This window comes from Flavobacterium procerum (assembly GCF_042431625.1).
GTDB lineage: Bacteria > Bacteroidota > Bacteroidia > Flavobacteriales > Flavobacteriaceae > Flavobacterium > Flavobacterium procerum.
The window spans coordinates 340,993-363,608 of sequence record NZ_JBHLYW010000007.1; the positions used below are offsets into that span (position 1 = coordinate 340,993).

Consider the following 22,616-nt stretch of genomic DNA (forward strand, 5'->3'; position numbering starts at 1 on the left):
CGTGCACGTATAGTTTTTAAAATTGATTTAGATAGCGTTCACGAGCGAGACGCTCGCGCTAGCGGGGGATCCACAAAAGCCTTTTCCCACAGCTAGCGCGAGCGTCTCGCTCGTGCACGTATAGTTTTTAAAATTGATTTAGATAGTGTTCACGAGCGAGACGCTCGCGCTAGCGGGGTTAATTTGTAAACAAACACGACACTAAGTAGAAACATCTAAAACTTAGCAAGGAAACCACCAATGCATATAATATAATTTTCCGTTTTTAATAAATACTTTGACATGTCCATCAGAGATATTATTTTCGTCTTCTCTTAACTGAATTACTTGTAAAGTTCCTTCGCCGTAAACATCTAAGTTCCCCATGTTTTTAATCGCATTTGGAAAGAGTTTTTGAAGAACCGCTATGGTTGAATTGCCGTCTAGTTTTTTTCCTTTAAATAAAATAAAATTGTTTTTTGTGAATCTGAATTCATCAACAGCAACTTTGTCTTCTGTGTTTTCAAATCGCGAACCGTCTTTATAAAGATATTTGTCTTCAAGATTTTTACTGCCGTCTTCGTTTTCAAAAATATAGGAGCAAGGTTCTTCTTCAGACATTAATTTAATACTGTCGGTTTTTCCCAAGGCATTTTCAAATTCTTTTAGAGTGAAATATCTTTTTAGTTTTCCATTAAAAAGAATATCCTCTTCTTTCATGACTTCGTTTTTCGAATCTTTTACAACGATGCTGTCCGATTTAGGTTGATTTTCAGAAATTGTTTCCGTTTCTTTTGGCTGATCCGATTTTTCAACGGTTTTGGTAGTGTTGTTGTGGCAGGAAAAGGAGCATACAATAATAGATAAAAGGATTAATTTTTTCATTCGTTTGAGCTTTTATATTGATCTGCTTGTCTTGATAATACAGCGTAACCATTTGGATACGGATTTCCTAAAAAATAGATTCTGTTGGGTGTATTCATGTCTTTTGGTTTTCTACGACTAAAGATAGAAACAAAACGGATTCTTACAAATTTTTGTGGAATTGCAATTGCGTTTTCTTGTTTAAGATTTGTAACCGATAGCGCGGATTTTTACTTTGTGTCCCACGCTAGCGCCAGCCGTGGGCAAACATAGCCCGTGGTTTCAACCACGGGAACGCAATGGGTATCATCATACCGTTTCCTGCGGTTGAAACCGCAGGCTATATTTTATTGCGTTAGCAATGTTCCCCGCTAGCGGATAAACCAGAACGTTTTTACATTTATATTACTTCCAAAACGTCCATTCAGTACCATTGTAAACGCAGAGCAGTTTTTTTACTGTATCATAACAAATTGTTCCTGCCATTGGTTTTATAATGTTTAAGTGAGGCGAGGCGACTTTAGGCAGGATCAACGCTTTGTTGGAAGACTCCAAAACCAATACACCGTCTACAGCGCTGCTTTGCGCTCCTATTACCGTTCCTTTTGCATTGGTTTCGGGTACTGAGGTTTGGATAGACAAATCTACCGCACCTGTCTTGGTTGACAAATCTACCCAGCTCGTTTCATTATAATACATTACCTTTTTTAAGTTCGCATTATAAATCATGACGCCTCCTGCCAAAGCCGTTCCTGTTGGCAATGATGTAACCCACGGCAATACGATGCCCGCTTTGCCGCCTGCATTAAAGTCCAGAATTCCTGAACCTCCTGGCGGTGTGTTTTTGCCAATGCTCGATTGGGCATTTGCCCACGGCATCGCAAAAATGGCTAAAATCATAAATAGTATATTTTTCATACGTTTTTTTTGTTTTAAAAATTTGGTATTAAGCGTTAGACCTAATGGGTGGAAATGAATTAGTTGTTTTTATATCACATAACCCTTAACGCATAACTCATAACACATAACCCATAACTCATAACTTTTACCCCCCCCCTAATCTGGACAAGATTGTACTAAAACACGCCATACAGTACCATTATACATTTTGAGCACTTTAGCGACTGTATCGTACACCAGCATTCCTTCTACAGGAGTGGTGATAGCAGTTTCTGGTGAGGCAATTCTAGTGAGTACAAATCCTTTTGTGCTAGATTCGAGTATAAGGCTTCCGGCTCTTGGGTCTGACATATTGCGCGGTACAGCAACTCTATCGAGTGAAGAAATTATAGTTTTTATAGGTTCTGTCGTGCCTGCTGTAACACCTGTTTTGAAACAGCAGGTCGCATCATTACTTATAGTAATTGAAGCCGTAGAAGAAGCACAACCATAATCTGCCGCATAATAACTTACAGTGTATTTTCCTGTAGCCGTGACATTTGTCGGATCTGGCACAATGACTCCCGATGCATTTTTCCATTGCAGTATTGTTTCTGCTGGGGGCGTAGAGGTTACAAAGTTATTTAAATTAAATGTTGCTCCCGTGCATATTTTTGCCGTAGTACCCGTCAAAATTGGTGCTGTATCCCCAGCAGGACATGCATACACTAACATATTACTACTAGTAAAAGTACCAGGTGTCGAACCAAAATTCATTGATATACCAATACCATTGTCTATATTATTAGTTGGGTCAATTGTATTATTAAAAGCCATCCACGGATTTGGAGTTGTGCTGCCCAAATCACTACTTAGAGGTAAGGTTCTGGCAGAATAATAACCTGACCATGGTACACCATCAAGATAATGAAAGGCCTCATACTGTGAAGATATAGTTGCACCCACAGTAAAATATGGCGCAGTTCCTGCTACAAATCCTGGACAACGATCAGGCATAGAAGGGTCATAAGCATGGGCAAGGCGTACATTTTCGGTATTACTGTCAGGTATAGTTACTTTATAATCGATACGAAATTTTGAATCTGGATAAATATAGGTATAGGTAACTTCAAGTATATAATTCATGCCGTTTTTTACAGCCAATAATTTTATGACATTAGTATACGTATTGCCATTTTGAATATCAGATTGCTTTGTATTACTGATAATATTTAATCTTTGATCGAGAGTATTAGGATACAATTCTCCTCCCGCAAAAGTCGTACTTCCTACAGAAAGTACTAAACCATGAATTGTACCTGGTGTAAGATAAGGATCCGATGTACCTGTTGGGAGAATATCACCAGCATAGTAGACCTGACCTACATTTTTTCTATAAACCTGCATATTTCCTGCTCCGGTTAATATAATTTTCAATCCATCAGAACCATTTGTTAACACACCGCCATTTGGGTTTATCACTGTCCGCCCATAATAAAAGGTCCCTGCTGAATTGAGTTTAAAGCGATAAAGCTGTCCGCTTGCCGGGCGATCTATAATGGGAAGAACCAATGCTTCAGATTTTCCTGGATTTGATCCTGAGTCTGTAAGCCAAAGTTGCTTATAAATACGATTATAATTAAAATAAAGGCCAATAGCCGCCTCATAACCTGCTGATTTCACAACAGCATTGGCTTCCTGATTATAGACATATTCAATAGTATTGGTTCCTTCGTAAAGCTTTACTTGAAAACTGATTACAGCTGCTGTGGCTGTATAATCCCATTTCCAATTTTTCCATTCGGCAGTTAATACTCGATTAGGAGCTGTGCCGGTAGTCTTGTATGAAAAAGATCCTGTCGTTGCACCATTAAGGTCTGCCCATAAAGGAGCTAAAAGAGCTCTACCACTATTTACTGCTGCAAGCGCAGTTGCACTAGCAGTTGAATATGTGGTGCTTATAGAGCCGCCTAGAGTGATGTAACCATTTGAACTCGCATAAAAAGTGCTGTAATTTGCAGTTCCGATAGTAAAGTTAAAACCTATAGGCAATGAACCTTTTCCTGCATTATCTGCATTCACTGCACTTACCGCTGTACCTCCTGTTAAGGGTACAAATGTGCTGCTTTCAGCTTCATGTGTATAATACCAGAGAGGATCGTATTGTGTTGCTTGAGCTTCCTGCGCCTGTATTTTTGCAGGAAACCAAAATAGCATAACCAATAAAAGAGCGAAACAAAACCCTGTTTTTCCGGTTTTATTAAAATTTTGTATCATCTAAAAAATATTTGAAATAATTTATTCGGCTAAAAACTAGGGTTTTGCCTATTGTGCTAAGAGTTGCTTTACCAGTTTTTCAAGAGTTTCAACGCGGCTGTTCATCTCGCTGATCGTTTTTTGGTCGGCTTCGATTTGTTTGTTCTGCTCTATAAGGTGCAGGTACAATTCTTCGATTTTCTCCAAAGACTGAATCGACAGCTCGTTCATATTAAAAATGTATTGCCCTTTTTCGTTTCTTGCTAAATCTTTAATTCCTGTTACTCCAGGAAGATGTTTGTTTTGGAGAATAAACTGTTCAACTTCGGTCAAGGTCTTAAATTTGTATGCCGCCTTAATGTTAGATTGACCGTCTAAATAATCTTCAAAAACATAATCAGCATAATAGGAAGACGGAAGAATAATAGTGCCGTTTACGGCCAGTTTTACATTGGCGTCTACCGTGCCCAGCATATTGTTGGTACCAATGCCCACCTGACCCATCTGAAAGATATTATCGGTATTAGAGCCTGCTTTTGTGGTGGTCGATTTAATCTGCCAAGGCTCCAACTGCAAGGTCGATGCGGCTACCTTTTTTAAAATGCCGCTGGCATCTGTCACTAAAATATCATCTGCAGCAGCTCCTGTGCTTAAACCAGTAAAAGCCAGTGTATTTGTTGAAGAAGTCGTCAATTGTGCAGGACCGCTCAAAGTGCCTCCTAATTCTATAGAACCGTTATTGGCTGTTAATCCGTTGCCGATATTGGGGTTTATGGTCACTTTTTCTCCAAATTGGGTTACGACTGTTTTGGTTTGTGCCATGATAATCCCACTCTGAATTACCAATAGCATAAGTGTAATTTTCTTCATTTTACATGAATTTTTAAAAATTAATAATTGTACTAGTGTGGTATTTTTTTGAGGAGGAAATTTGTTTTCTGGGGCGTTGGGCTTGTAAGTGCTGTGTTTAAAAAATAATCAAGCTTATTAAGGATCAAAAGTGAGACTTAATAACGCAACGATTTATTATTTTGTCCCAATTCTGGTACAGGAAATAGCTAATTGTAAGGCGTAAAGGCTATAAATAATTTATAGTTTTTGAGACTCGATGAGAATTGTTTTTTTGACTTGATCGGTCAGTTTTTCGTATTCTGTCTTCATTCTGTCGGGAATCATACCGGTGCGGTCGCCGCGTATGGCTTTTCGGATATAATCAAAAGAAAAACCGTATTTTTCTTTTATCATAACTAATATCTCTTTGTTATAGTTTTGTTTTGCTTTCATTTTGCATAAACGATTTGTGTTTGTTTTCTAGAAAAGTGTGGAGCGTTTTATTCTGCTTGATTTTTTGGCTGTAATTCTCCTATTTATATGGTTTGGGCATTGCCAAACAGCAACAGGTATTTGTGACCAGCGCTTTAGTATTGCTGATCCAATTAGCTGTTTTAACACCCGAAGTGGTATTGGTGTTAATTTTTAATGGATTTTTGTCTTGGAAAGATTAATTTTACAAATCAGTTGCAAAGCAAGTAAAAGATTACAGGGTGCAGAACTAAACGGACTTGTATCGTACCAATTAATTTTGTTTTTTACCAATGGTCTTTTTGCATTACGAAATTTAAATATCTTTGATCAATGAGTACAACAGCAAAAACAAGACATATCGGACGTAATATCAATCGTATTAGAGAGCTCAAAGGCATAAAACAAGAGGCCTTGGCACTTGCTATTGGCGTAAGTCAGCAAACCATTTCTAACTTGGAAGCCAGCGAAAACATCGACGAGGAAAAACTCCTTGAAATCGCCAAAGCACTTGAAGTAAGCGTAGAAGCTATCAAAAATTTTTCGGAAGAAAATGTGATCAATTACTTTAATACTTTTAATGATTCTGATAATAATTTTAATAATTATAATGCCTGTACTTTTAATCCTATGGATAAAGTTGTTGAGCTGTACGAACGTTTGATCGCGGCAGAGAAGGAGAAGATTGCTTATTTGGAGAAGTTGTTGGGAGGGAAGTAGAGGTTTTATTTATGATATAATAATGGAAAATGCGCAAAAAGGGTTTTTTGCGCATTTTTTTGTTTTGATTAGCCTGTTGCTGGCGCGAGCGTCTCGATTGTGTACGTGTAGTTTTTAAAAATTGATTTAGATTGTGTTCGTGAGTGGGACGCTCGCTACAGTGGGGTAGAGCGGGTACTTCAATTACCTTTTTGGTACTATTTCGGATAATTTTACGATTCTATACCCTTTTCCGTCATAAAATGATTGAGATATCACAAAGTAAATTTGACCATCTTTATTTTTGAAATATGTTTCTACTCTTAAACCTTTCATATTGTCATATTCAATAACCAAATGTTTAAACTCAGAAAATGTTATAGAACTCCAGTCAATATTAAAAGATTTACCAGTTTCTTTAATATCATTAAAATCTCTTATTGAAGTATCTGTAAACGCTTCCTCTGATACAGATTCGAATTTGCTTTTTACAATTTCACCAAGTTTAGCATTTGGGTTATTGGCCAAATCTTTAAACTCCTGATAGGTCATTACTTCTTGCAGGAATTCTTCGTTAGTTTTTTTATCAATATTTTTAAGAACTTCGAATGTGTGGGCAGCCACTTTTTCGGGAGTTTCAAATGATTTGTCTACTTTTTTGCAGGATAAAAATGTTAAGAATGCAAAGAAAAATAAGGTTTTTATGATTTTCATTTTGGGTTGTTTTTGTTTGATTTTTTTTCAGTATGATAAATATATAATAAAAGCTGTATAAATTATACAGCTTTTATCATAGTATTTCTATTGTGTCTTATTGTTGCGGGCACGGATTGATACTAATCTAACAGGAATTTAGTAAACTGATTTTTCTTTTCTTTTAAATCCTTTATTATTGTATCTTTCATTCTTTTCGGCAATTTTTGTGTACGAATTTTCAAATCCGAAATAAGGTCAAGATATAATTCTTCATTCGGAGAATCTGGCTTTGAACGGCGATGTAAGTAATCTGTTAATTTAAATAATAAATAGTTCTGGGTTGGAACCGTAGAAGCAGATTTTACGAATTTTCGTAAATAAACATTAAAATTCTCTCCCTGTATGTCTGAATAAAGAGCTATTGATAGAAATTTTTCTATTTCAGTACAGTCTTTTGAATATTTAATACCATCACTAATAATTTTTTCTAAAATTACAGTACCAAGTTTTTGTGTGCCTAAATGTGTATAAATAGAATATTGAATATGATATGGCATATTTTTTAGAATTGATTCTAAAGATACATTTTGAGAAATTGATGGAGGAAGTTTTTCATTTTCCTGTATGTATCTGATAACAACTTGGGTATATAGAATAGAATATGTTAGGTTGTGCTTTATTATGTCTCTGTACGCTCTTTTTTTTAAATCAAGATCTTCTAATCCTTCAGAATTTCTTAATACGTTGCACATTATTAGCATCATTCTGTCAAAGTCTATATGTTTTTTTCCCTTAACTTCTTGTTTTTGATTAGATATTTTATCCAACTGCTCATCATATTGCTTTTCAATTTGTTCGTCTGTAGGTCTACTATCCTTAATTTTTGCAATTTCGATATTTCGAGCTATTGGTTCGTCGCTAATTTTTTGTCCTCCCTTTTCTATCTTAATATCAAAATAGTCATCTGGAGACAAATTTTTTAAAATAAAATTCATTGGATCAAAAAGCTTTTTAAACCTTTCATATATTGTTATAAAGGTTTCTCTGTCACTACGAACTAATCCTGTATAATAATCAATTTCTTTAGGATAGTTAAAGTATCTGCACTCATCTAAAATAAATTCTTTAAACATTGGATTGTCTTGCATTCTTCTTGCAGTAAAAAAATGCCTAAAACATACATGAGAAAATTTTACTTCATTGGCATTATTTTTAGTGAAAATTTTTCTTTCAAATAAGTAATTAATTACAATATTTACATCAAAATTAAATCCAACTTTATTTTTTAAATAATCCTCAATTGTTTTATAGAATTCAGTGTATGATAGATAATAAGTGTTATCTTCTTTTTCTATTATTTTTTCAGCTATCATTGAAATTAACTGAACCTTATTTTTAAAATCAAAACTACTTCTATAAATATTGTCAGTACTAAGTTTTTCTAAAATTAATTCGATATATATTTCCATCAAAACGGCCTGATTAATTGGCTTTGTATGACTTTCCAGACTCCATAAATAAAGATGTACTGACAATGCATTGTTAGGAAGATGATATGAGGAAAAAGTGTTAACTAATTTTTCGAGATTTTCTTCATTTTTTAGGACATCATCTGATGGCAACCATTGAGTCATTATTTGCTTTATCTCTTTTGTTTTCATTCCTCTTATATATTGATACGAAAAAGGAATTTTACAATGAGTAAATATTTCTGTTGGAAGCATTTCTAAGTTATCATGTGTATAACTAGTAATAATCCTATTTTTTGGATAATCGCTGTGAAATACATTAAGACGATTTATCTGAACTCCCAAGTTTTTTGACTCATGACAATTTAAATTATCTAGCAAAAGTACGAATTTCCCTTTTTCTAATAATATTTTTACTTTATCGGTGCTTAATCTTGTATATTCTTTGATTAATGTAATAAATTCTTTGTTTTTAATTTCATTGAAATCTATGAATACAGGAACCAGAGTATAAATATCAAATTCATCCACAAATTCGACAACTAATCTATATAATAAACTTGTTTTTCCTATCTCTTGTGGTCCCAAAAATATCATGTTTTCATGTGAGTTTAGGATATCGTTAAAATTAGTATTTGTTTGATTTTCATCGTAAAAACTTTTTCCATTATCGATTGGAGGAAAAATAAAAGCAGTTTTAACAGATAATTGAACATCTTGATTTTTTCCTTTAATAAAATGTAAATCCATGTCGGAGTAATGATCCTCTTTAATGTTTTCTATTGCATCTCGATAAATAGTTAATTCATCTTCAGACTCCGTTTGAGGTCTTAGAAATTTTTTTATTCCTTTCTCCACTACGTCTGTATTGTCTACAAATTTTTGCTGAGCATGATTATATTTTAAATAATGACAAGTTATAGAATCATTGTAATCAACTAATGTAAATCCGTTCTGAAACAGAGTTTTGTCACTTCGAATTTGATTTAATCCTGACGGTGAAACATTGTGAAAACATGACCCAGTAAAGCCAGTATGCATACTTGACATATGTTCATGAACATGACCTGAAAAGACAATGTCAAAATTTTTGTTGATATGTGAATGAATTGTTTGTTTTTCTACTTGCGATAACCAATCCAATTGGTGATGAACAATTGCAATTTTTAAATGACAATCCTTGATAAATTTAAAATTATTATTAACCTGATTTTCACCTATAAAAAGGTTGCCAAAATCATTATCATCATAACATCTCCATGAAGAGTTTAGAGAACTTATACCAACACTTTTTCCTGCTATGTTTTTAAAACGTAAGGAAAACTGAAATAGTGAATGTAATTTTTCATCTGCTACACTTTCATATAATGAAAATTCAAAATTTTTATATTCTTTAATTCTTTCTATGTGACGATAAGTTCCAGATTTTTCCGCCTTATCCATAAAATCTATAACTTCCTGTGCATTAGTGAGTGTGGATTTTAAACCGTTTTCGTCAATTTTACCATCGGCAAATCGATTTATATCATGATTTCCAGGAGTTATTATAAATCTTGAAATTTCTAATTGTAATAATTCTAATATTGGTAATATAACGTTTATCTTAAATTCTTCAAATCCTTTTGTTGCACCTTTGAAGTCTTTCCCTCCTTTATCAATAAGATCGCCAGTGAATACTATAAAATCGATTGGACGTATTTCATTTAACTCTTTTAATTTCTCGAGTAGAGCATCTTTATAAAAATTATTCCAATCTTTTAATGTTCTTGTATCTAAATGGAAGTCGGTAAGATGTAAAATTCTAATCATAATTTAAGCTTTGATTTCGGTGTGAGTTATTGGTATTAAGGCTTTTGTTTTTGATGAAAAACATGAATGTTGAAATAAATTAAAAAAGGCAAGTAGGTATTAGATTTTGTTTGTAAAACAGAACAAACATCGTGCATAATCTAAATCTATCGCTAAGTAAAAACCTCTGATTATTTGAGAAATAGAAAAATTATTTAATTTGTTTTAGCATAGTGAGCAATTCAGGAATTTTGCTTACCTGCGATTCTGTCCAGAAATAATGCCTATTATCTGTTACGCCATTATCTTTTAAATAAATAGAAATTCTTCGAGTACTATTTTGAATCTGAAAACGAAATACAATTTCTCTTGAATTAAAAATATATGTGGTTGATTGATTTTTTTCTGTTTTGTTTTTAAGATTTGGAACAACATATTGTTCAATAAAAATTATGAATTCTTCAACCTCATTCAAATCAATCCACGAAGACTTAAAATAATTATCGGTTAATGCCATGTCCATCTGCAATGATTTTATTGTGTTGTTTGACTTCAAATTGATTATCTCAATAGGAAAAAACATTACAACTTCATTAAGACCGGATGTAAACTCCGCTTTTTTATTCCAATCCCTATTTATTTGGGTGATTTCTGCATTCTCAATAAATTGGCGGGCGTCAGAATTGATTTTCGCTCCTCCTTGACAAAAACCTATCGAAACAATCGCAAAGAAAGATAATGTGATTATGAGTTTATTGACTTTCATATGACAGTATTTTTTATCGTTAAAACAAACATCGTATTTAATTTAAATTTCTCACCACGTAAAAACCCCTGATTTTAAATTTCAGTCCCCTTTTTTGAATACTTGAATATCTGTAGAGTTATCATCAAAAGTTTGAATAATCCGTATTTTGTCTCCTTTTTCTTCAAAAGTTATTTTTTCATCATATTTTGAATTTCGCCATCTTCCATCAAAATTTGCCCACATAATTTTGTTTCCGCTAAACTTTATTTTATAATCAAATTTCTGATTGTCAGATTTCCTGATGTAAGACACAAAATATAAGTTATCTTTTTTTCTTACTTTGATTGTTTTTGATGGTTGCCCCATAATAGTAGCCATGGTATATCGTGCGATATCTTCGTAAGTGAAATTTCTTAAAACTATTTGTTGTTCTTCAATTTTTGAAACATGAATTTCTATTGCTAAATTGGTTTCATTTTGCTCTTTCTGACTAAAACTCAAAATCATAAAAAGAATTGGGAAATATAAAGGTAATTTCATGGTGATTTATTTTTCGATAAAAGTAAAACCTTCACCTTCAATCCTATTACGGAAAACCATAATCGCTATTTTAAAATACAAAACCCTAGCCCTGATAGAAGTGGAAATCCTTTTGTGCCGGGGTTCGGCACAAAAGATTGAAACGGATAGCAGGAATTTGCTCCTAAAAACTCCGCTACCGCACGAATCCTTTCGCGTGGTAAGTTTCTACGTTATTTAATTTTTACTCATTTTGATATACTACACCTTTTAAGAATTAGAATTTCATCAGTATATCGCCACACGAAAGGATTCGTGCGGGAGCGGGGGTGATTACAAATCCGAACTATTGAAGCTGGGCGTAAAATATTTACAATTAATACGGTCTATACATCTTTTTTCCTGCATACCATTCAACTAATATATCAAAATAATGATTATCTGATAGATAATTCACAAACATATCATACGATTTATCTTTTTCACTGTAGTACAATCGAACTTTATGATTATCAATCATAAAAATAGTAGGATACTCTTTTGTACTTGTTTTAACTTGAAATACTGGTTTTATAGGAATCTGTATACTGTCATAATATCTTATAATTTTTTCTTCAGTTGAAAGATCAGCAATTTCTTTTTTTGGATAATCACGAGAAAATACCCGTATATCCTTAAAAAGCAAAGAATCATTTCTGAAGAGATAGGTTATAATCCTATCATTTAGATCTTTTTGCCTATATTCAAATCTTTTTTTTCGCTCAATTGAATCCATTTCTCGCATGTTTAAAAATTGAAGAGGATGTATTCTTCCATTATTATCTATTTCAGGTTTTACGTTCGAATACAATTCATATTCTACAAAAGATGCCACAGTATCCTTAATACCATCTTTATCTTCTATTTTATAAGTATATGAATATTTATAAAAACCATTATCAATCAATTCCTGTTGCGTTATTGGTTTGATTAAATAATGATTGATTTTGTCTGTTTTGGTACAAGAAAAAAATGCTGTTGCGATTAGCAATGTGGTTATAATTTTCATTTTTTTATTCGATTTTTACTCCATAATCTTTCACTATAAGCCTTAAAAGATCTTCTTCGGGATTAGTAATTAATGGCCCGTCTTTTCTTTGCTCAGACACATATCCATTGTAATTCTTCTTTTCATAAGCTTGAAAAAAAGTCTGATTATCAAGATAGACAGGGCCATTTATAGGGTAAGTATATTCTGCAAGACTAAACCGTGGCTCTATGGATATAGCCAATGCCAAAAATTTAATTGAATAATCAGCAATTTTTATTGCTTGCAAGTTTACAAATCCTACTAGACTGACGGCTATACCAAGTAAATTAAGCTTCTTGTTTAGCTCATCGCGATTTGAAGTTACTTTCAGATGAGTATAGTTTACATCAAGGCGACGATTGCAAATTGAAGCCTGAACAATATAGGTATGAAATGAATTTAGATTGTATTCCTTCCCGTTTCTGAATTTAATCTTTTTATTTTTTATAACATGATTATGTAATTCTTTGCCATCCACACAAAGTTCTACTTCCTTCTTTGTTTTAAATGATGAATCAAAAACATAACAAGGGTCAGGTTTATAATTGATATATTTTAGTTTAAATGTGGTAAGTACTTTTTCGCCTTTTATTATTTTGCCTTTATTGTCCATATAAATAGTCAAAGCACTCAAATAACATTTTCTCGGAACAGTATTTAGATATTCATCCTTTTCTACAGGATCACTAAAACATTCATTTAACTCCAATGATGTAAGTGCTGTAACACAATGCTTAAATTATTAATATCCATATCAATACTTTGTGCATAATATGCATTCCTTTGGCTTCTGTACTGTGATTCTTCCCAAGGCTCTGGTATTCTTTCCGGTTCATAATCTCCAAGACTAATTGATGTTCCCATTTTTTATAATTTTTTGTATACTGTTTAATTCTATATTTCCATATGTAGCAACTAACTTTATAGTCTCACTAGTTTTATCTATTTCTTTTGCCAAAACAACATGCCTCTTGTTTATTTTTAGAATGCTATTTTTGGCGTTTTTTATAATAGCCATAATTTGAAAATTTAGTTGAAATTGCTATTTTCTCCACTATTGGCATGAATCGTTTTTGAAGCTTTCAATACCATATCGCCTTTTGTAGCACTTATATTTATTTTCTCTGCAGTTTCGATACTTTCAGCAGAATTAATAGTTATTTTTTCGTCTATAAGTTCAATTTTTTCATCACCTTTTTCGAAAAGATTACCTTCTGCACTTATCGTAATGTTATTGCCTGCAATTTGTGTCATATCTCGATTAACTTTACTATCGATATCAGTCCCAGCTTTTAGCGTAATACTTTCACTATCCTCAAAAACAATATTTTTAGCCCGTATGGTTACAGTCTCTGGCGATGTTGCATTTATGTTTTTGTTCTCTTCATCCAGATGAATCTCATTCCTATTCGGGAAAATATACCAATTAGAATTTTCTCTTTTATATCATTCTAACTCAGTATTTTTCCAAATCAACAAGCTCTTATTCTATTCAAGGAACTTATAAAGTGAGTTTTCATTGTAAAAATCCCAAACAAGCTGGTCCTCATTTCCTGTTTTTTCTTTTAAATAATAAGTCACCATTTCATCTATATCTGATAAATAAAAGTAGGATTCATAATTATTTATTATAAATCTCACACGTAAGCCAATACTATCATAATGATTTCTAAGTCTTTCAAGGGGAACTTCTCTATAATTAATTTTTAGATCACTATAATATTTTTTAATATCCTCCTTAGTTTTAAAAAGTTCTTTTGGTGCGTTTATATTTTTAGGATTAGTCATTATGCTTTTATAAAATAATTTTTTGTTTCTAAAAAAGTAGGTGATAATTTTTCCTTTAATATCGTTTTCTGGAGTATCCTTAAATATAGTGATAGGTCCTTTAGGAATTCCATTAACTTTTCTTGGCCTAACATTAGAAAAAACATCAATTGTAACTTGATTGAATTTAGAGGCAACTGTGGGCTCAGATGATAAATTATAATCTTTTTCATCATCAATTATTCCCTCATATACTATTCTTTGATATTTGTAAAAGCCATTATCGAGCAATTCTAGTTCGCTTAAATTTTGATTTATGTAATGATTGATTCTGTCATTTTTCGTACAAGAAACAACTGAAACCAATAATATTAATAGTATTTTTTTCATTATTTAATCTTTTTTTTATATTCTATTACTGGTTCGATACCTTTTAAAATATCTTCTTCTCTTGGTTCTTGTATACCATCTTTCTTCTGGTAAAATTCACCATCTTGTCCTTGGACTGCTAAATAATCTTGATGATAGGATTTTTTACCTATTTGATATATGTCATACATTGGAAAAGCTTTATCCAATGTATTAATTTCAGGCTCCAGACCTAATAAAAAACAAAATACTGAAACAACTTCTTTAGCTACGATAGCTACTCCAGCAGTTTCGGAAAAAGGTATAAAACCTACTAAACCACCTGCTATACCAATTCTAGCTAATATTTTTTCAATTTTTGATTTATCTTCTGATATTATTATACGTGTATAATTTTGATCTAGTGTTCTATTAATTATCATTGCTTCTTTAATATAGTTAAGAAAAGAGTTTAAAATATGTTCCTTTCCATTTCTAAATCTTACTCTTCCTTTTTCAACTATAAGACGATGTAACTCTGGACCATCTATTAAAATCTCTTTTTCTCTTTTTACACCAAAACTTCTATCTAGTTCTTCTATACCTTTTGCATCTGCAATAGTCCTATACGTTGTCACTACACGATCACCACCAATTACTTCTCCAATATTATTTATGTAGATATTAAGAGCACTTGCATACACATCCTTATCCTGTTGATTGGGATAACCTTTGAATTTTTCATCTCCATATCCAGAATACTTTTTTAAACTTGTTAATGCTGTTACACAATGAGACTCTCCATTTATAGTCATCGAAATACTCTGAGTGTAATAAGCCCATTTAAGATTCACCCTTGGATGTTTTTCCCAAGGCTCTGGTATTCTTTCTGGCTCATAATCGCCAAAACTAACTGATATTCCCATTTTTTATTATTTTTTGCGTACTGTTTAATTCTATATTTCCATAAGTAGCAACTAACTTTATGTTGCCACTGATTTTTTCAATTTCCTTTGCTTTAACAATAGACTTTTTGTTTATTCGCAAAATACTGTTTGTAGCATTTTTTATAATAGCCATGATTTTAATTTTTAATTAATATTGCTGTTTTCGCCACTATTTATATGAATCGTTTTTGAAGCTTTCAATGTCATGTCTCCGTTAGTTGCACTCATATTTATTTTCTCCGCCATTTCAATACGTTCAGAAGAATTAATAGTTATTTTTTCGTCTATAAGTTCAATTTTTTCATCACCTTTTTCGAAAAGATTACCTTCTGCACTTATCGTAATGTTATTCCCTGCAATTTGTGTCATATTTCGATCAGCTTTACTATCGATATCAGTTCCAGCTTTCAGCGTGATACTTTCACTAGCCTCAAAAACAATATTTTTGGCTCGTATGGTTACAGTCTCCGGCGATGTAGCATTTATATTTTTATTCTCTTCATCCAGATGAATTTCATTTCCGCTTGGGTCAGAAAGCCATATGCCCACTTTTTCAATGAATTTAAACAACATTCCAAATCTAAATTTCCAGCCCTTAATTTTGTTTTCAGGGTCAAAAAACTCTGGTTTTTCTTTTCCGTTGTAATACGTTCCCGAAACATAAGGACATTCAACATTGCCTCCCTGAAAACTAACCTGCACTTCTTCTCCAATTTCGGGTCTGAAGTAACCGCCCTTTCCAGAACCGGCGTATAGCTGTGTTACGCGCATCCATTCGCTCTCATTTCCCCAGCCATTCCAGTAATATTGCACTTTAACACGTCCTAGACCTTCCGGGTCATTGTTGTCGGTTACTTTGGCAGGCTGGGCTTCGGCAAAAGCGAAGACGTTTACATTAGTATAATGCGGCGCAGTGACATCAGATGGAATGGCTTTGAATTCACATTTGTAATTTCCATTCACCTCAGAATGATGAATGACTTCTACAGCTATCAGGTTATGTTCGACCGTTTTGTTTAGAATGCTAAAAACCTGCCCGACACCAATCGGAAAATAGGATATGCCGCTGTAAAAAACGCAATTGGCATTATGCGCCGAAGTCTGCAGTTTGACCATTTCATCAATTTCCTCTTTGTTCTGCGCATTATTGGTATAAGTGCCTACACTTAATTCCTTTGTGGTTACAGCGGGCTGATTCCAGACCATTGAGGAGGTAAATCTGTCTCGGCTTCCGTTATCATTGACCAATGCTGCATTGCGAATATTTGATGCCGTGAGGTAATCATAGCCTCCAAAAGAAGTTTTATGCGAAAACAGATTGGTTTCTATCGTGAACTCATGCAACGATGAACCATTGATCAGTTTGATATTGGTGGCCTTGGTTTCTCCAAACTGCATTCGCATTCCGTCAAAGTAAAACCACTGCCCATAGCGCTCAGAAAGACGTTTCAAGAAATTAAAGCTTGTTTCGTTATACTGTGGCTTAAAAGAAAAACTTTTGGCATAAGTCGGCTTGATGGCCTGTCTCTGATAAAACTCATCCGAATGAGTTTCACCAAATATTTCAAGCGCAATCTGTTCCAGGTTTTTATTGAGAAAAATTCTTGATTTAGGACCGTCTTCTAGAAAAACAGTATGACTGATTCCATAAACATGAAGACCTGCCGGGCTTCCATGACGATCTATTGATTTGAGTCCTCGAACAATACCTTTGGACATTAACTTAATTCCGTTGACCTGAAAAGTAAAAATGACTTCACTCCCGATGTATTTTGAAATTGCATTAGCCTGGTCCTCCGGATTGATTACAGCTTCTGCGGTGTATTGCCAGGTAAAAGAAAAATAATGGTGGTCTGCCATTGACTGAGTCAGCTTTAAATCATAGTAAACAATGTTTTTTTTGAAAGTGCTGATAGAAATGTGAACTTGGTCTGAAAATTTACTCATAACTTAAAGTTTTTAGTTAATTAGAAGATATAAAAGCATCGATTTTATCGTATGCTTGTGATTTAAATTTTTGATGCATTCCACAGAATTTAGTTCTTCTGCCTCCTTCGTTTTCAAAAAATAATAACCCCTCCATTATTACAATCATTCCAAAGTAAGGATCAATAAACTTTTCAAAATATTCGATTGCCATTTTTACAACTTCTTCTTTTGTAGTAAAATGGTATTCTATGCCATCGCTTCGACTAATGGTGTCGCCAACCTTTGGATAATACTTTTTATCATTTATTATTAACGACTCAGGAATGGTTAGCCACATATTATCATCTTTGTCTTTAAAGGAGAACAAAAAATTGGCTTGAATAGAAAACATTGTCCCTGTAATAGAATCAACAATAACATTACTATTAAAGTTATTGGAATTGTTCATGATTTCTATAAATGGTCGATATTTTGAAGATAGCAGTTTGACAATTTTTTCTGTGGTTTGCATAATGATTGCTTTAGAAGAATAAGAAGTTTCTATAAAAATATGTTGAGCATTTCTATTAGCAGTACTGCTATAAGACATTAGAATGGTATAATAAGGTATAATTGATTTGAGAGCTCCTAAAAACCATCCTAATTCCACTAAAAGTCCTTCTACAAATTCCCAAAAAATGAATACTAGAATTTTCCGTAAAAATTTTGTAATTTTGCCGTCCAATAAAAAGGAATAGAAAATGTTAGATAGACTTCAATATGTAAAGCAGCGTTTTGATGAGATTTCGGATTTGATCATCCAGCCGGATGTTATTTCTGATCAAAAACGTTATAAACAGCTTAATCAGGAATATAAAGGCATAAAAGCGCTGGTTGAAAAGAGAGAAGAATACATTGTAGTTTTGGCAAATATTGATGAGGCTAACGAAATCATTGCAGACGGTAGTGATGCCGAAATGGTGGAAATGGCCAAAATGCAATTGGATGAAGCAAAAGAGCGTTTGCCAGAGTTGGAGGAGGAAATCAAATTTATGCTGATTCCGAAAGACGCTGAAGATGCGAAAAATGTTATGGTCGAAATCCGCGCCGGAACGGGTGGGGACGAAGCGAGTATTTTTGCTGGAGACTTGTTTAGAATGTACACGAAATACTGCGAAACAATGGGCTGGAGAACATCTGTTGTAGATATGAACGAAGGTACTTCTGGTGGTTTTAAAGAGGTTATTTTTGAGGTTACTGGAGAAGATGTTTACGGAACTTTGAAGTTTGAAGCGGGTGTACACCGTGTACAACGTGTGCCGCAGACCGAAACGCAAGGACGTGTGCATACATCGGCAGCAACGGTTATGGTTTTGCCAGAGGCTGAAGAGTTTGATGTTCAGGTGGATATGAACGATGTTCGTGTCGATTTCTTTTGTTCTTCTGGACCTGGAGGACAGTCGGTAAATACGACGAAATCGGCGGTACGTTTAACGCACATTCCAACAGGATTGGTGGCACAGTGTCAGGACGAGAAATCACAACATAAGAATAAAGATAAGGCTTTGACGGTTTTACGTTCTCGTTTATACGAAATGGAATTGGCCAAAAAGCAAGAGGAAGATGCTAAGAAACGTAGCTCTCAGGTAAGTTCTGGAGACCGTTCGGCTAAAATTCGTACCTACAACTACGCACAAGGACGTGTTACGGATCACAGAATCGGTCTTACGCTTTACGATTTAGGAAACATCATGAACGGTGATATCCAGAAAATCGTTACCGAACTGCAGTTGGTAAACAATATGGAGAAATTGAAAGAGGCTTCGGAAGTTTATTAAACGTAAACTTCTTAGTTGCTAAGATTCTGAGACTCTAAGCTTCTAAGTTTTTTCTTAAATTCCGAATTTTTTATCAGATTTTAAAAAAAATATTTAAGCCGGACAATTGTCCGGCTTTTTCATTTTAGTTTAAGGGCAATACTACACTTTTTTACTATCAGGTAAGATTTGTTATGCTTTTTTGAAACTTAGCAACTTAGAAGCTTAGTTTCTTAGCATCTTAAAAAAAAGACAGTCCGAATTGTAAAATCGGGCTGTCTTTTTTTTTGACTTTTTTTAGCTCATATTTGTGTACCCTTTGTCCCAAATAAAGGATTAACAGCCAACCAACTAAAAGAATTTTATGAAAAAAACTTTACTCTATTGCTGCTTCTTATGCGGTTTTTTTTATGCGAAAGGTCAGTCTTATTTTGGATTCCGTGATGATAATTATGCGGGTATTCAGGGCGTATTGTTTAATCCGTCTTCTATTGTCGATTCGAAGTACAGAGCCGATGTGACGATTTTTTCTGCCAGCGCGACGGGACAGAATGATTTGTACGGTGTAAATTTTAACGATTTTCTCAAAAGCAATTATGATATTGACAAACAGGCCAGCAAACACATCAAGACAAATAATAACGGAAATCTGAATGTTGATATTCTCGGACCGTCGTTTATGCTGAATATTACGCCAGTGCATAGTATTGCTGTTTATTCGCGTTTTAGAAGCTTAACCAATGTGGTAAATGTAAACGGCGAACTAATTGATGAGGTGAATAAAGATATTGATGCTTCAAACAGTTTTATGCTTTCAGGCGGGAGTCCGAATGGCGTTACCAATTCGTGGGCCGAAATAGGAGTGGGATACGGAACCGTTTTATTAGATCGTGATGAGCATTTTATAAAAGGTGGTATTACCCTTAAATACCTGATGTCGGGCGTAAACGGCTACATCAGCGGAAGCGATTTAAACGTGGCTTTTACCAAAAACAATGCTTTTCCTGAGTTGAGTGAATATTATTCGACAGGAACTTTAAAAACAGCTGCAAGCTACGATTATGCGAATGGCAATAATCCAAAGTTTGACGGTCGTCCGGCAGGTGTTGGCGCCGATTTGGGTTTTACATATGAATACCGCACCAACTGCCATACTTGCATCGGAAACCGTTATAAATTTAAAGCTGCAGCCGCAATTACTGACATTGGAAAAATAAATTATAAAGATCTTGTCGAAAATACGTATAATCTTAACGGTCGTGTGAGCCAGCAGGATATTGATGATGCTGGAGATATTTTTGAGTTTTTTGATGATAATTATACAAAAATTTCTTCGAGAAAAGGCGTAAAGGCCAATTTGCCAACGGCGCTACACACCAGTCTAGATTGGAATATCGATAATAAATTTTACCTAAACCTAAGCGGTGATTTCAGCTTGGTAGATGCTCAAAAGGTAAACGGAACCGCAATTGCGAATTCGGTTACTTTTACGCCAAGATATGAAACGAGACAATTCAGTTTTTATGTTCCAGTTACCTGGATGGAGTACAGCGGTACGCAAATCGGAGCCGGATTCAGAGCTGGACCGTTATTTGTCGGTTCCGGCACGCTGGTTTCTAATTTCTTATCAAACAATTCTAAAGGAACCAATGTTTATGTGGGATTAAAACTGCCGATTTATCAGAATTATAATTAATTTGAGTTTGTAAGTTTCTAAGATACTAAGATGCTAAGTGTCTAAGTTTTTTTGAATTTGAAAATATAGTTTGTGGTTTCAACCACGGGAAGATGCAGTGCGTCGTCTCTATTGCAGGTAATCTACATTATGTTACAAATTGTGGATGATATTCGTTGCGTCCCAATGGTTAAAACCATTGGCTATGTTTGCCAAACAAGCTGATTTGCTGAGGCTCTAAGTTTCGGACCTTTTTTGAATTTGAAAATATAGCCCGTGGTTTCAACCACAGGAAGATGTAGTGCGTCGTCTCTATTGCAGGTAATCTGCATTATGTTACAAATTGTGGATGATATTTCGTTGCATCCCAATGGTTAAAACCATCGGTTATGTTTGCCAAACATGCTGATTTGCTGAGACTCTAAGTGTCTAAGTTTTTTTTTGAATTTGAAAATATAGCCCGTGGTTTCAACCACGGGAGACGTATCAATTGCAGACGTAGGATATAAAACTCAGCATCTTAGTATCTCAGCATCTCAGCATCTTAGCAAAAAAAAAGCAAAATGTACTAAAAGTTCATTTTGCTTTTCCTCTAAGGCTCTAATTATGAATTAGATTTATAGTGATGGTCTTATCTCTATTAACCGTTTTTCTAGAACGTATAATAGATGTTAGATTCCCAGAAATACTCTTGTATATTCAAAACATTTATATAGGTTTGAGTAGATTGTTACACCATTTTTTATAATTATTGTATTTAACTTTTCCATAATTCATGTTTTTAAGTTAGACAATTACTCTTGCGATGGTTCGTATTTAGATGATTCTTCTTCGTCTGAAGACTCATGCGGTTTCGAAACCAAATTAGTAACGATAAGCTGCACCACAGATCCTAATATTCCTTTAAACATAGAATCTCCTTTGCCGACTATAAATCTTTTTGCTACATAGCCGATTGCGATACTAATTGCCGACTGCGCCATGTGGCTTTTAAAACCAACGGTTTCGTTGATTTCTTCAACCGTGTTTCTGATTAAGTTAAGAGGTTTTAGATTCTCCTTAATTTCATCCACCTGATTTTTGATAGCGCACCATTCGTCGTCTTGGCGGGTTTCTAAATATTTAATTCTCTGATTTAACTCATCAATAGTGTAAATAGGCTCCATAGTCTTTTTAGATATTAATTGGTAAATCAGTTTTGTTTCTCTTTTAAAATACTAGATATAATCGAATTTCCGATTGGAGTCTTAATCAGCTTATGATGTGCTTTGTGCACGATGATGGCTACTATAAGATAGAAAAGCGCCATTATAAAAAAGCCGAAATAATATTCTCCGAGTTCTTTTCCAATCCATAAACTCAATCCCACATTAAGGAAAAGGGTGAAAAATGCAACAACAATACCGACTGCTATCTTAGAAGCTAATGATGAAACACCATCGGCTACTGAACATACCGTTTTAAGTTTGAGTAATTCTAAACTCGTTTTTGTGTAGTTTTCAGCTTTTTCATAAAGATTTAAATTCTCGTTTGTTGTTGCATTTGGTTCCATGATAAAGGGGTTTTATGGTTTGAAAAAATCACTTTTTTTTAGTAGTTCGTTTTTACAGCTTTCGCTTCATCTTTGATAGAGTTAAAATCGTCTTTAACTTGGTTAAGTTTAGATTTTCCTTCTTCAATGATTTCTTTACCGTTAGAAGTGATTGTGTTTACAATACCATCAAATTTTGTTTTGATATTGTCGCCGTAATCTTTCGATTTATCTTTGATTTTTTTTCTTGTGTTAGAACCTTTGTCTGGAGCAAATAAAACTCCTAATAATGCTCCTGCCGCAGCGGCTGCTGCTATTCCTAAAATTGTGCTACTAGCTTTCATAATAAATTGAT

24 protein-coding genes are annotated in these 22,616 nt (G+C 33.9%); 3 read left to right on the forward strand and 21 right to left on the reverse strand.

Annotated elements, in window-relative coordinates; translation table 11 throughout:
- Positions 1 to 222: 222 nt before the first annotated feature.
- From ACFFLS_RS07090 to ACFFLS_RS07110, 5 genes are all read right to left on the reverse strand, one after another.
- A complete protein-coding gene (locus tag ACFFLS_RS07090; protein ID WP_379685837.1) occupies positions 223 to 864 on the reverse strand; it encodes a hypothetical protein in 642 nt (213 codons plus the stop codon).
- Between the two features lie 384 nt (positions 865 to 1,248).
- Complete coding sequence (locus tag ACFFLS_RS07095) at positions 1,249 to 1,761, reverse strand: phage tail-like protein (RefSeq protein WP_379685838.1); 513 nt, start codon at positions 1,759 to 1,761, stop codon at positions 1,249 to 1,251.
- A 138-nt stretch (positions 1,762 to 1,899) separates the two neighbouring features.
- Entirely contained in the window at positions 1,900 to 3,999 is a 2,100-nt protein-coding gene (locus ACFFLS_RS07100) for an NIDO-like domain-containing protein (RefSeq protein ID WP_379685839.1), read from the reverse strand.
- 48 nt (positions 4,000 to 4,047) lie between these two features.
- Positions 4,048 to 4,848: a hypothetical protein gene (locus ACFFLS_RS07105; RefSeq protein WP_379685840.1), complete on the reverse strand. Its 801-nt coding sequence runs from the start codon at positions 4,846 to 4,848 to the stop codon at positions 4,048 to 4,050.
- Positions 4,849 to 5,067: 219 nt separating this feature from the next.
- Positions 5,068 to 5,262, reverse strand: coding sequence for a hypothetical protein (locus ACFFLS_RS07110; protein ID WP_379685841.1), 195 nt, complete (start codon positions 5,260 to 5,262; stop codon positions 5,068 to 5,070).
- Positions 5,263 to 5,613: 351 nt separating this feature from the next.
- Here ACFFLS_RS07110 and ACFFLS_RS07115 point away from each other — a divergent pair, with 351 nt between their 5' ends.
- The gene (locus ACFFLS_RS07115) at positions 5,614 to 6,000 is read left to right on the forward strand and encodes a helix-turn-helix domain-containing protein (protein WP_379685842.1); all 387 of its coding nucleotides are present in this window, start codon (positions 5,614 to 5,616) and stop codon (positions 5,998 to 6,000) included.
- A gap of 183 nt (positions 6,001 to 6,183) precedes the next feature.
- Here the strand turns inward: ACFFLS_RS07115 and ACFFLS_RS07120 are convergent, their stop codons facing one another.
- From ACFFLS_RS07120 to ACFFLS_RS07180, 13 genes are all read right to left on the reverse strand, one after another.
- On the reverse strand, positions 6,184 to 6,693 hold the full coding sequence (locus ACFFLS_RS07120; RefSeq protein WP_379685843.1) for a hypothetical protein: 510 nt from the start codon (positions 6,691 to 6,693) through the stop codon (positions 6,184 to 6,186).
- A 122-nt stretch (positions 6,694 to 6,815) separates the two neighbouring features.
- Complete coding sequence (locus ACFFLS_RS07125) at positions 6,816 to 9,953, reverse strand: metallophosphoesterase (protein WP_379685844.1); 3,138 nt, start codon at positions 9,951 to 9,953, stop codon at positions 6,816 to 6,818.
- 190 nt (positions 9,954 to 10,143) lie between these two features.
- Complete coding sequence (locus ACFFLS_RS07130) at positions 10,144 to 10,698, reverse strand: hypothetical protein (protein WP_379685845.1); 555 nt, start codon at positions 10,696 to 10,698, stop codon at positions 10,144 to 10,146.
- 81 nt (positions 10,699 to 10,779) lie between these two features.
- The gene (locus ACFFLS_RS07135) at positions 10,780 to 11,220 is read right to left on the reverse strand and encodes a hypothetical protein (RefSeq protein WP_379685846.1); all 441 of its coding nucleotides are present in this window, start codon (positions 11,218 to 11,220) and stop codon (positions 10,780 to 10,782) included.
- 355 nt (positions 11,221 to 11,575) lie between these two features.
- Positions 11,576 to 12,247, reverse strand: coding sequence for a hypothetical protein (locus tag ACFFLS_RS07140; protein WP_379685847.1), 672 nt, complete (start codon positions 12,245 to 12,247; stop codon positions 11,576 to 11,578).
- A 4-nt stretch (positions 12,248 to 12,251) separates the two neighbouring features.
- Positions 12,252 to 12,977, reverse strand: coding sequence for a hypothetical protein (locus tag ACFFLS_RS07145; RefSeq protein WP_379685848.1), 726 nt, complete (start codon positions 12,975 to 12,977; stop codon positions 12,252 to 12,254).
- On the reverse strand, positions 12,968 to 13,132 hold the full coding sequence (locus ACFFLS_RS07150) for a hypothetical protein (RefSeq protein WP_379685849.1): 165 nt from the start codon (positions 13,130 to 13,132) through the stop codon (positions 12,968 to 12,970). Before ACFFLS_RS07150 ends, ACFFLS_RS07145 begins: the two co-directional genes overlap by 10 nt.
- Before the next feature lie 165 nt (positions 13,133 to 13,297).
- Positions 13,298 to 13,522, reverse strand: coding sequence for a hypothetical protein (locus tag ACFFLS_RS07155; RefSeq protein WP_379685850.1), 225 nt, complete (start codon positions 13,520 to 13,522; stop codon positions 13,298 to 13,300).
- 234 nt (positions 13,523 to 13,756) lie between these two features.
- The gene (locus ACFFLS_RS07160) at positions 13,757 to 14,425 is read right to left on the reverse strand and encodes a hypothetical protein (RefSeq protein WP_379685851.1); all 669 of its coding nucleotides are present in this window, start codon (positions 14,423 to 14,425) and stop codon (positions 13,757 to 13,759) included.
- Positions 14,425 to 15,309: a hypothetical protein gene (locus tag ACFFLS_RS07165; RefSeq protein ID WP_379685852.1), complete on the reverse strand. Its 885-nt coding sequence runs from the start codon at positions 15,307 to 15,309 to the stop codon at positions 14,425 to 14,427. The genes ACFFLS_RS07160 and ACFFLS_RS07165 overlap by 1 nt, the downstream gene beginning before the upstream one ends.
- Complete coding sequence (locus ACFFLS_RS07170) at positions 15,293 to 15,463, reverse strand: hypothetical protein (RefSeq protein ID WP_257683924.1); 171 nt, start codon at positions 15,461 to 15,463, stop codon at positions 15,293 to 15,295. Before ACFFLS_RS07170 ends, ACFFLS_RS07165 begins: the two co-directional genes overlap by 17 nt.
- A gap of 11 nt (positions 15,464 to 15,474) precedes the next feature.
- Complete coding sequence (locus ACFFLS_RS07175; protein ID WP_379685853.1) at positions 15,475 to 17,277, reverse strand: type VI secretion system Vgr family protein; 1,803 nt, start codon at positions 17,275 to 17,277, stop codon at positions 15,475 to 15,477.
- Between the two features lie 16 nt (positions 17,278 to 17,293).
- Positions 17,294 to 17,983, reverse strand: a complete 690-nt coding sequence (locus tag ACFFLS_RS07180; protein WP_379685854.1) for a hypothetical protein — start codon at positions 17,981 to 17,983, stop codon at positions 17,294 to 17,296.
- A gap of 16 nt (positions 17,984 to 17,999) precedes the next feature.
- Between ACFFLS_RS07180 and prfA the strand changes: the two genes are divergently transcribed.
- Together prfA and ACFFLS_RS07190 are read left to right on the forward strand one after the other, a co-directional pair.
- Positions 18,000 to 19,076 (forward strand): peptide chain release factor 1, encoded by a 1,077-nt coding sequence (prfA, locus tag ACFFLS_RS07185; protein ID WP_379685855.1) that lies wholly within the window; start codon positions 18,000 to 18,002, stop codon positions 19,074 to 19,076.
- Between the two features lie 343 nt (positions 19,077 to 19,419).
- Positions 19,420 to 20,751 carry a DUF5723 family protein gene (locus ACFFLS_RS07190; protein WP_379685856.1) on the forward strand — a complete coding sequence of 444 codons (1,332 nt, stop codon included), beginning with the start codon at positions 19,420 to 19,422 and terminating at the stop codon, positions 20,749 to 20,751.
- Between the two features lie 773 nt (positions 20,752 to 21,524).
- Here ACFFLS_RS07190 and ACFFLS_RS07195 read toward each other — a convergent pair.
- Genes ACFFLS_RS07195 through ACFFLS_RS07205 form a run of 3 tightly spaced genes read right to left on the reverse strand, consistent with a single transcriptional unit; the run spans position 21,525 to position 22,605 of the window.
- Positions 21,525 to 21,896, reverse strand: coding sequence for a hypothetical protein (locus tag ACFFLS_RS07195; RefSeq protein WP_379685857.1), 372 nt, complete (start codon positions 21,894 to 21,896; stop codon positions 21,525 to 21,527).
- A gap of 26 nt (positions 21,897 to 21,922) precedes the next feature.
- On the reverse strand, positions 21,923 to 22,282 hold the full coding sequence (locus ACFFLS_RS07200; protein WP_379685858.1) for a hypothetical protein: 360 nt from the start codon (positions 22,280 to 22,282) through the stop codon (positions 21,923 to 21,925).
- Between the two features lie 38 nt (positions 22,283 to 22,320).
- Positions 22,321 to 22,605, reverse strand: coding sequence for a YtxH domain-containing protein (locus ACFFLS_RS07205; RefSeq protein ID WP_379685859.1), 285 nt, complete (start codon positions 22,603 to 22,605; stop codon positions 22,321 to 22,323).
- Positions 22,606 to 22,616 lie beyond the last annotated feature (11 nt).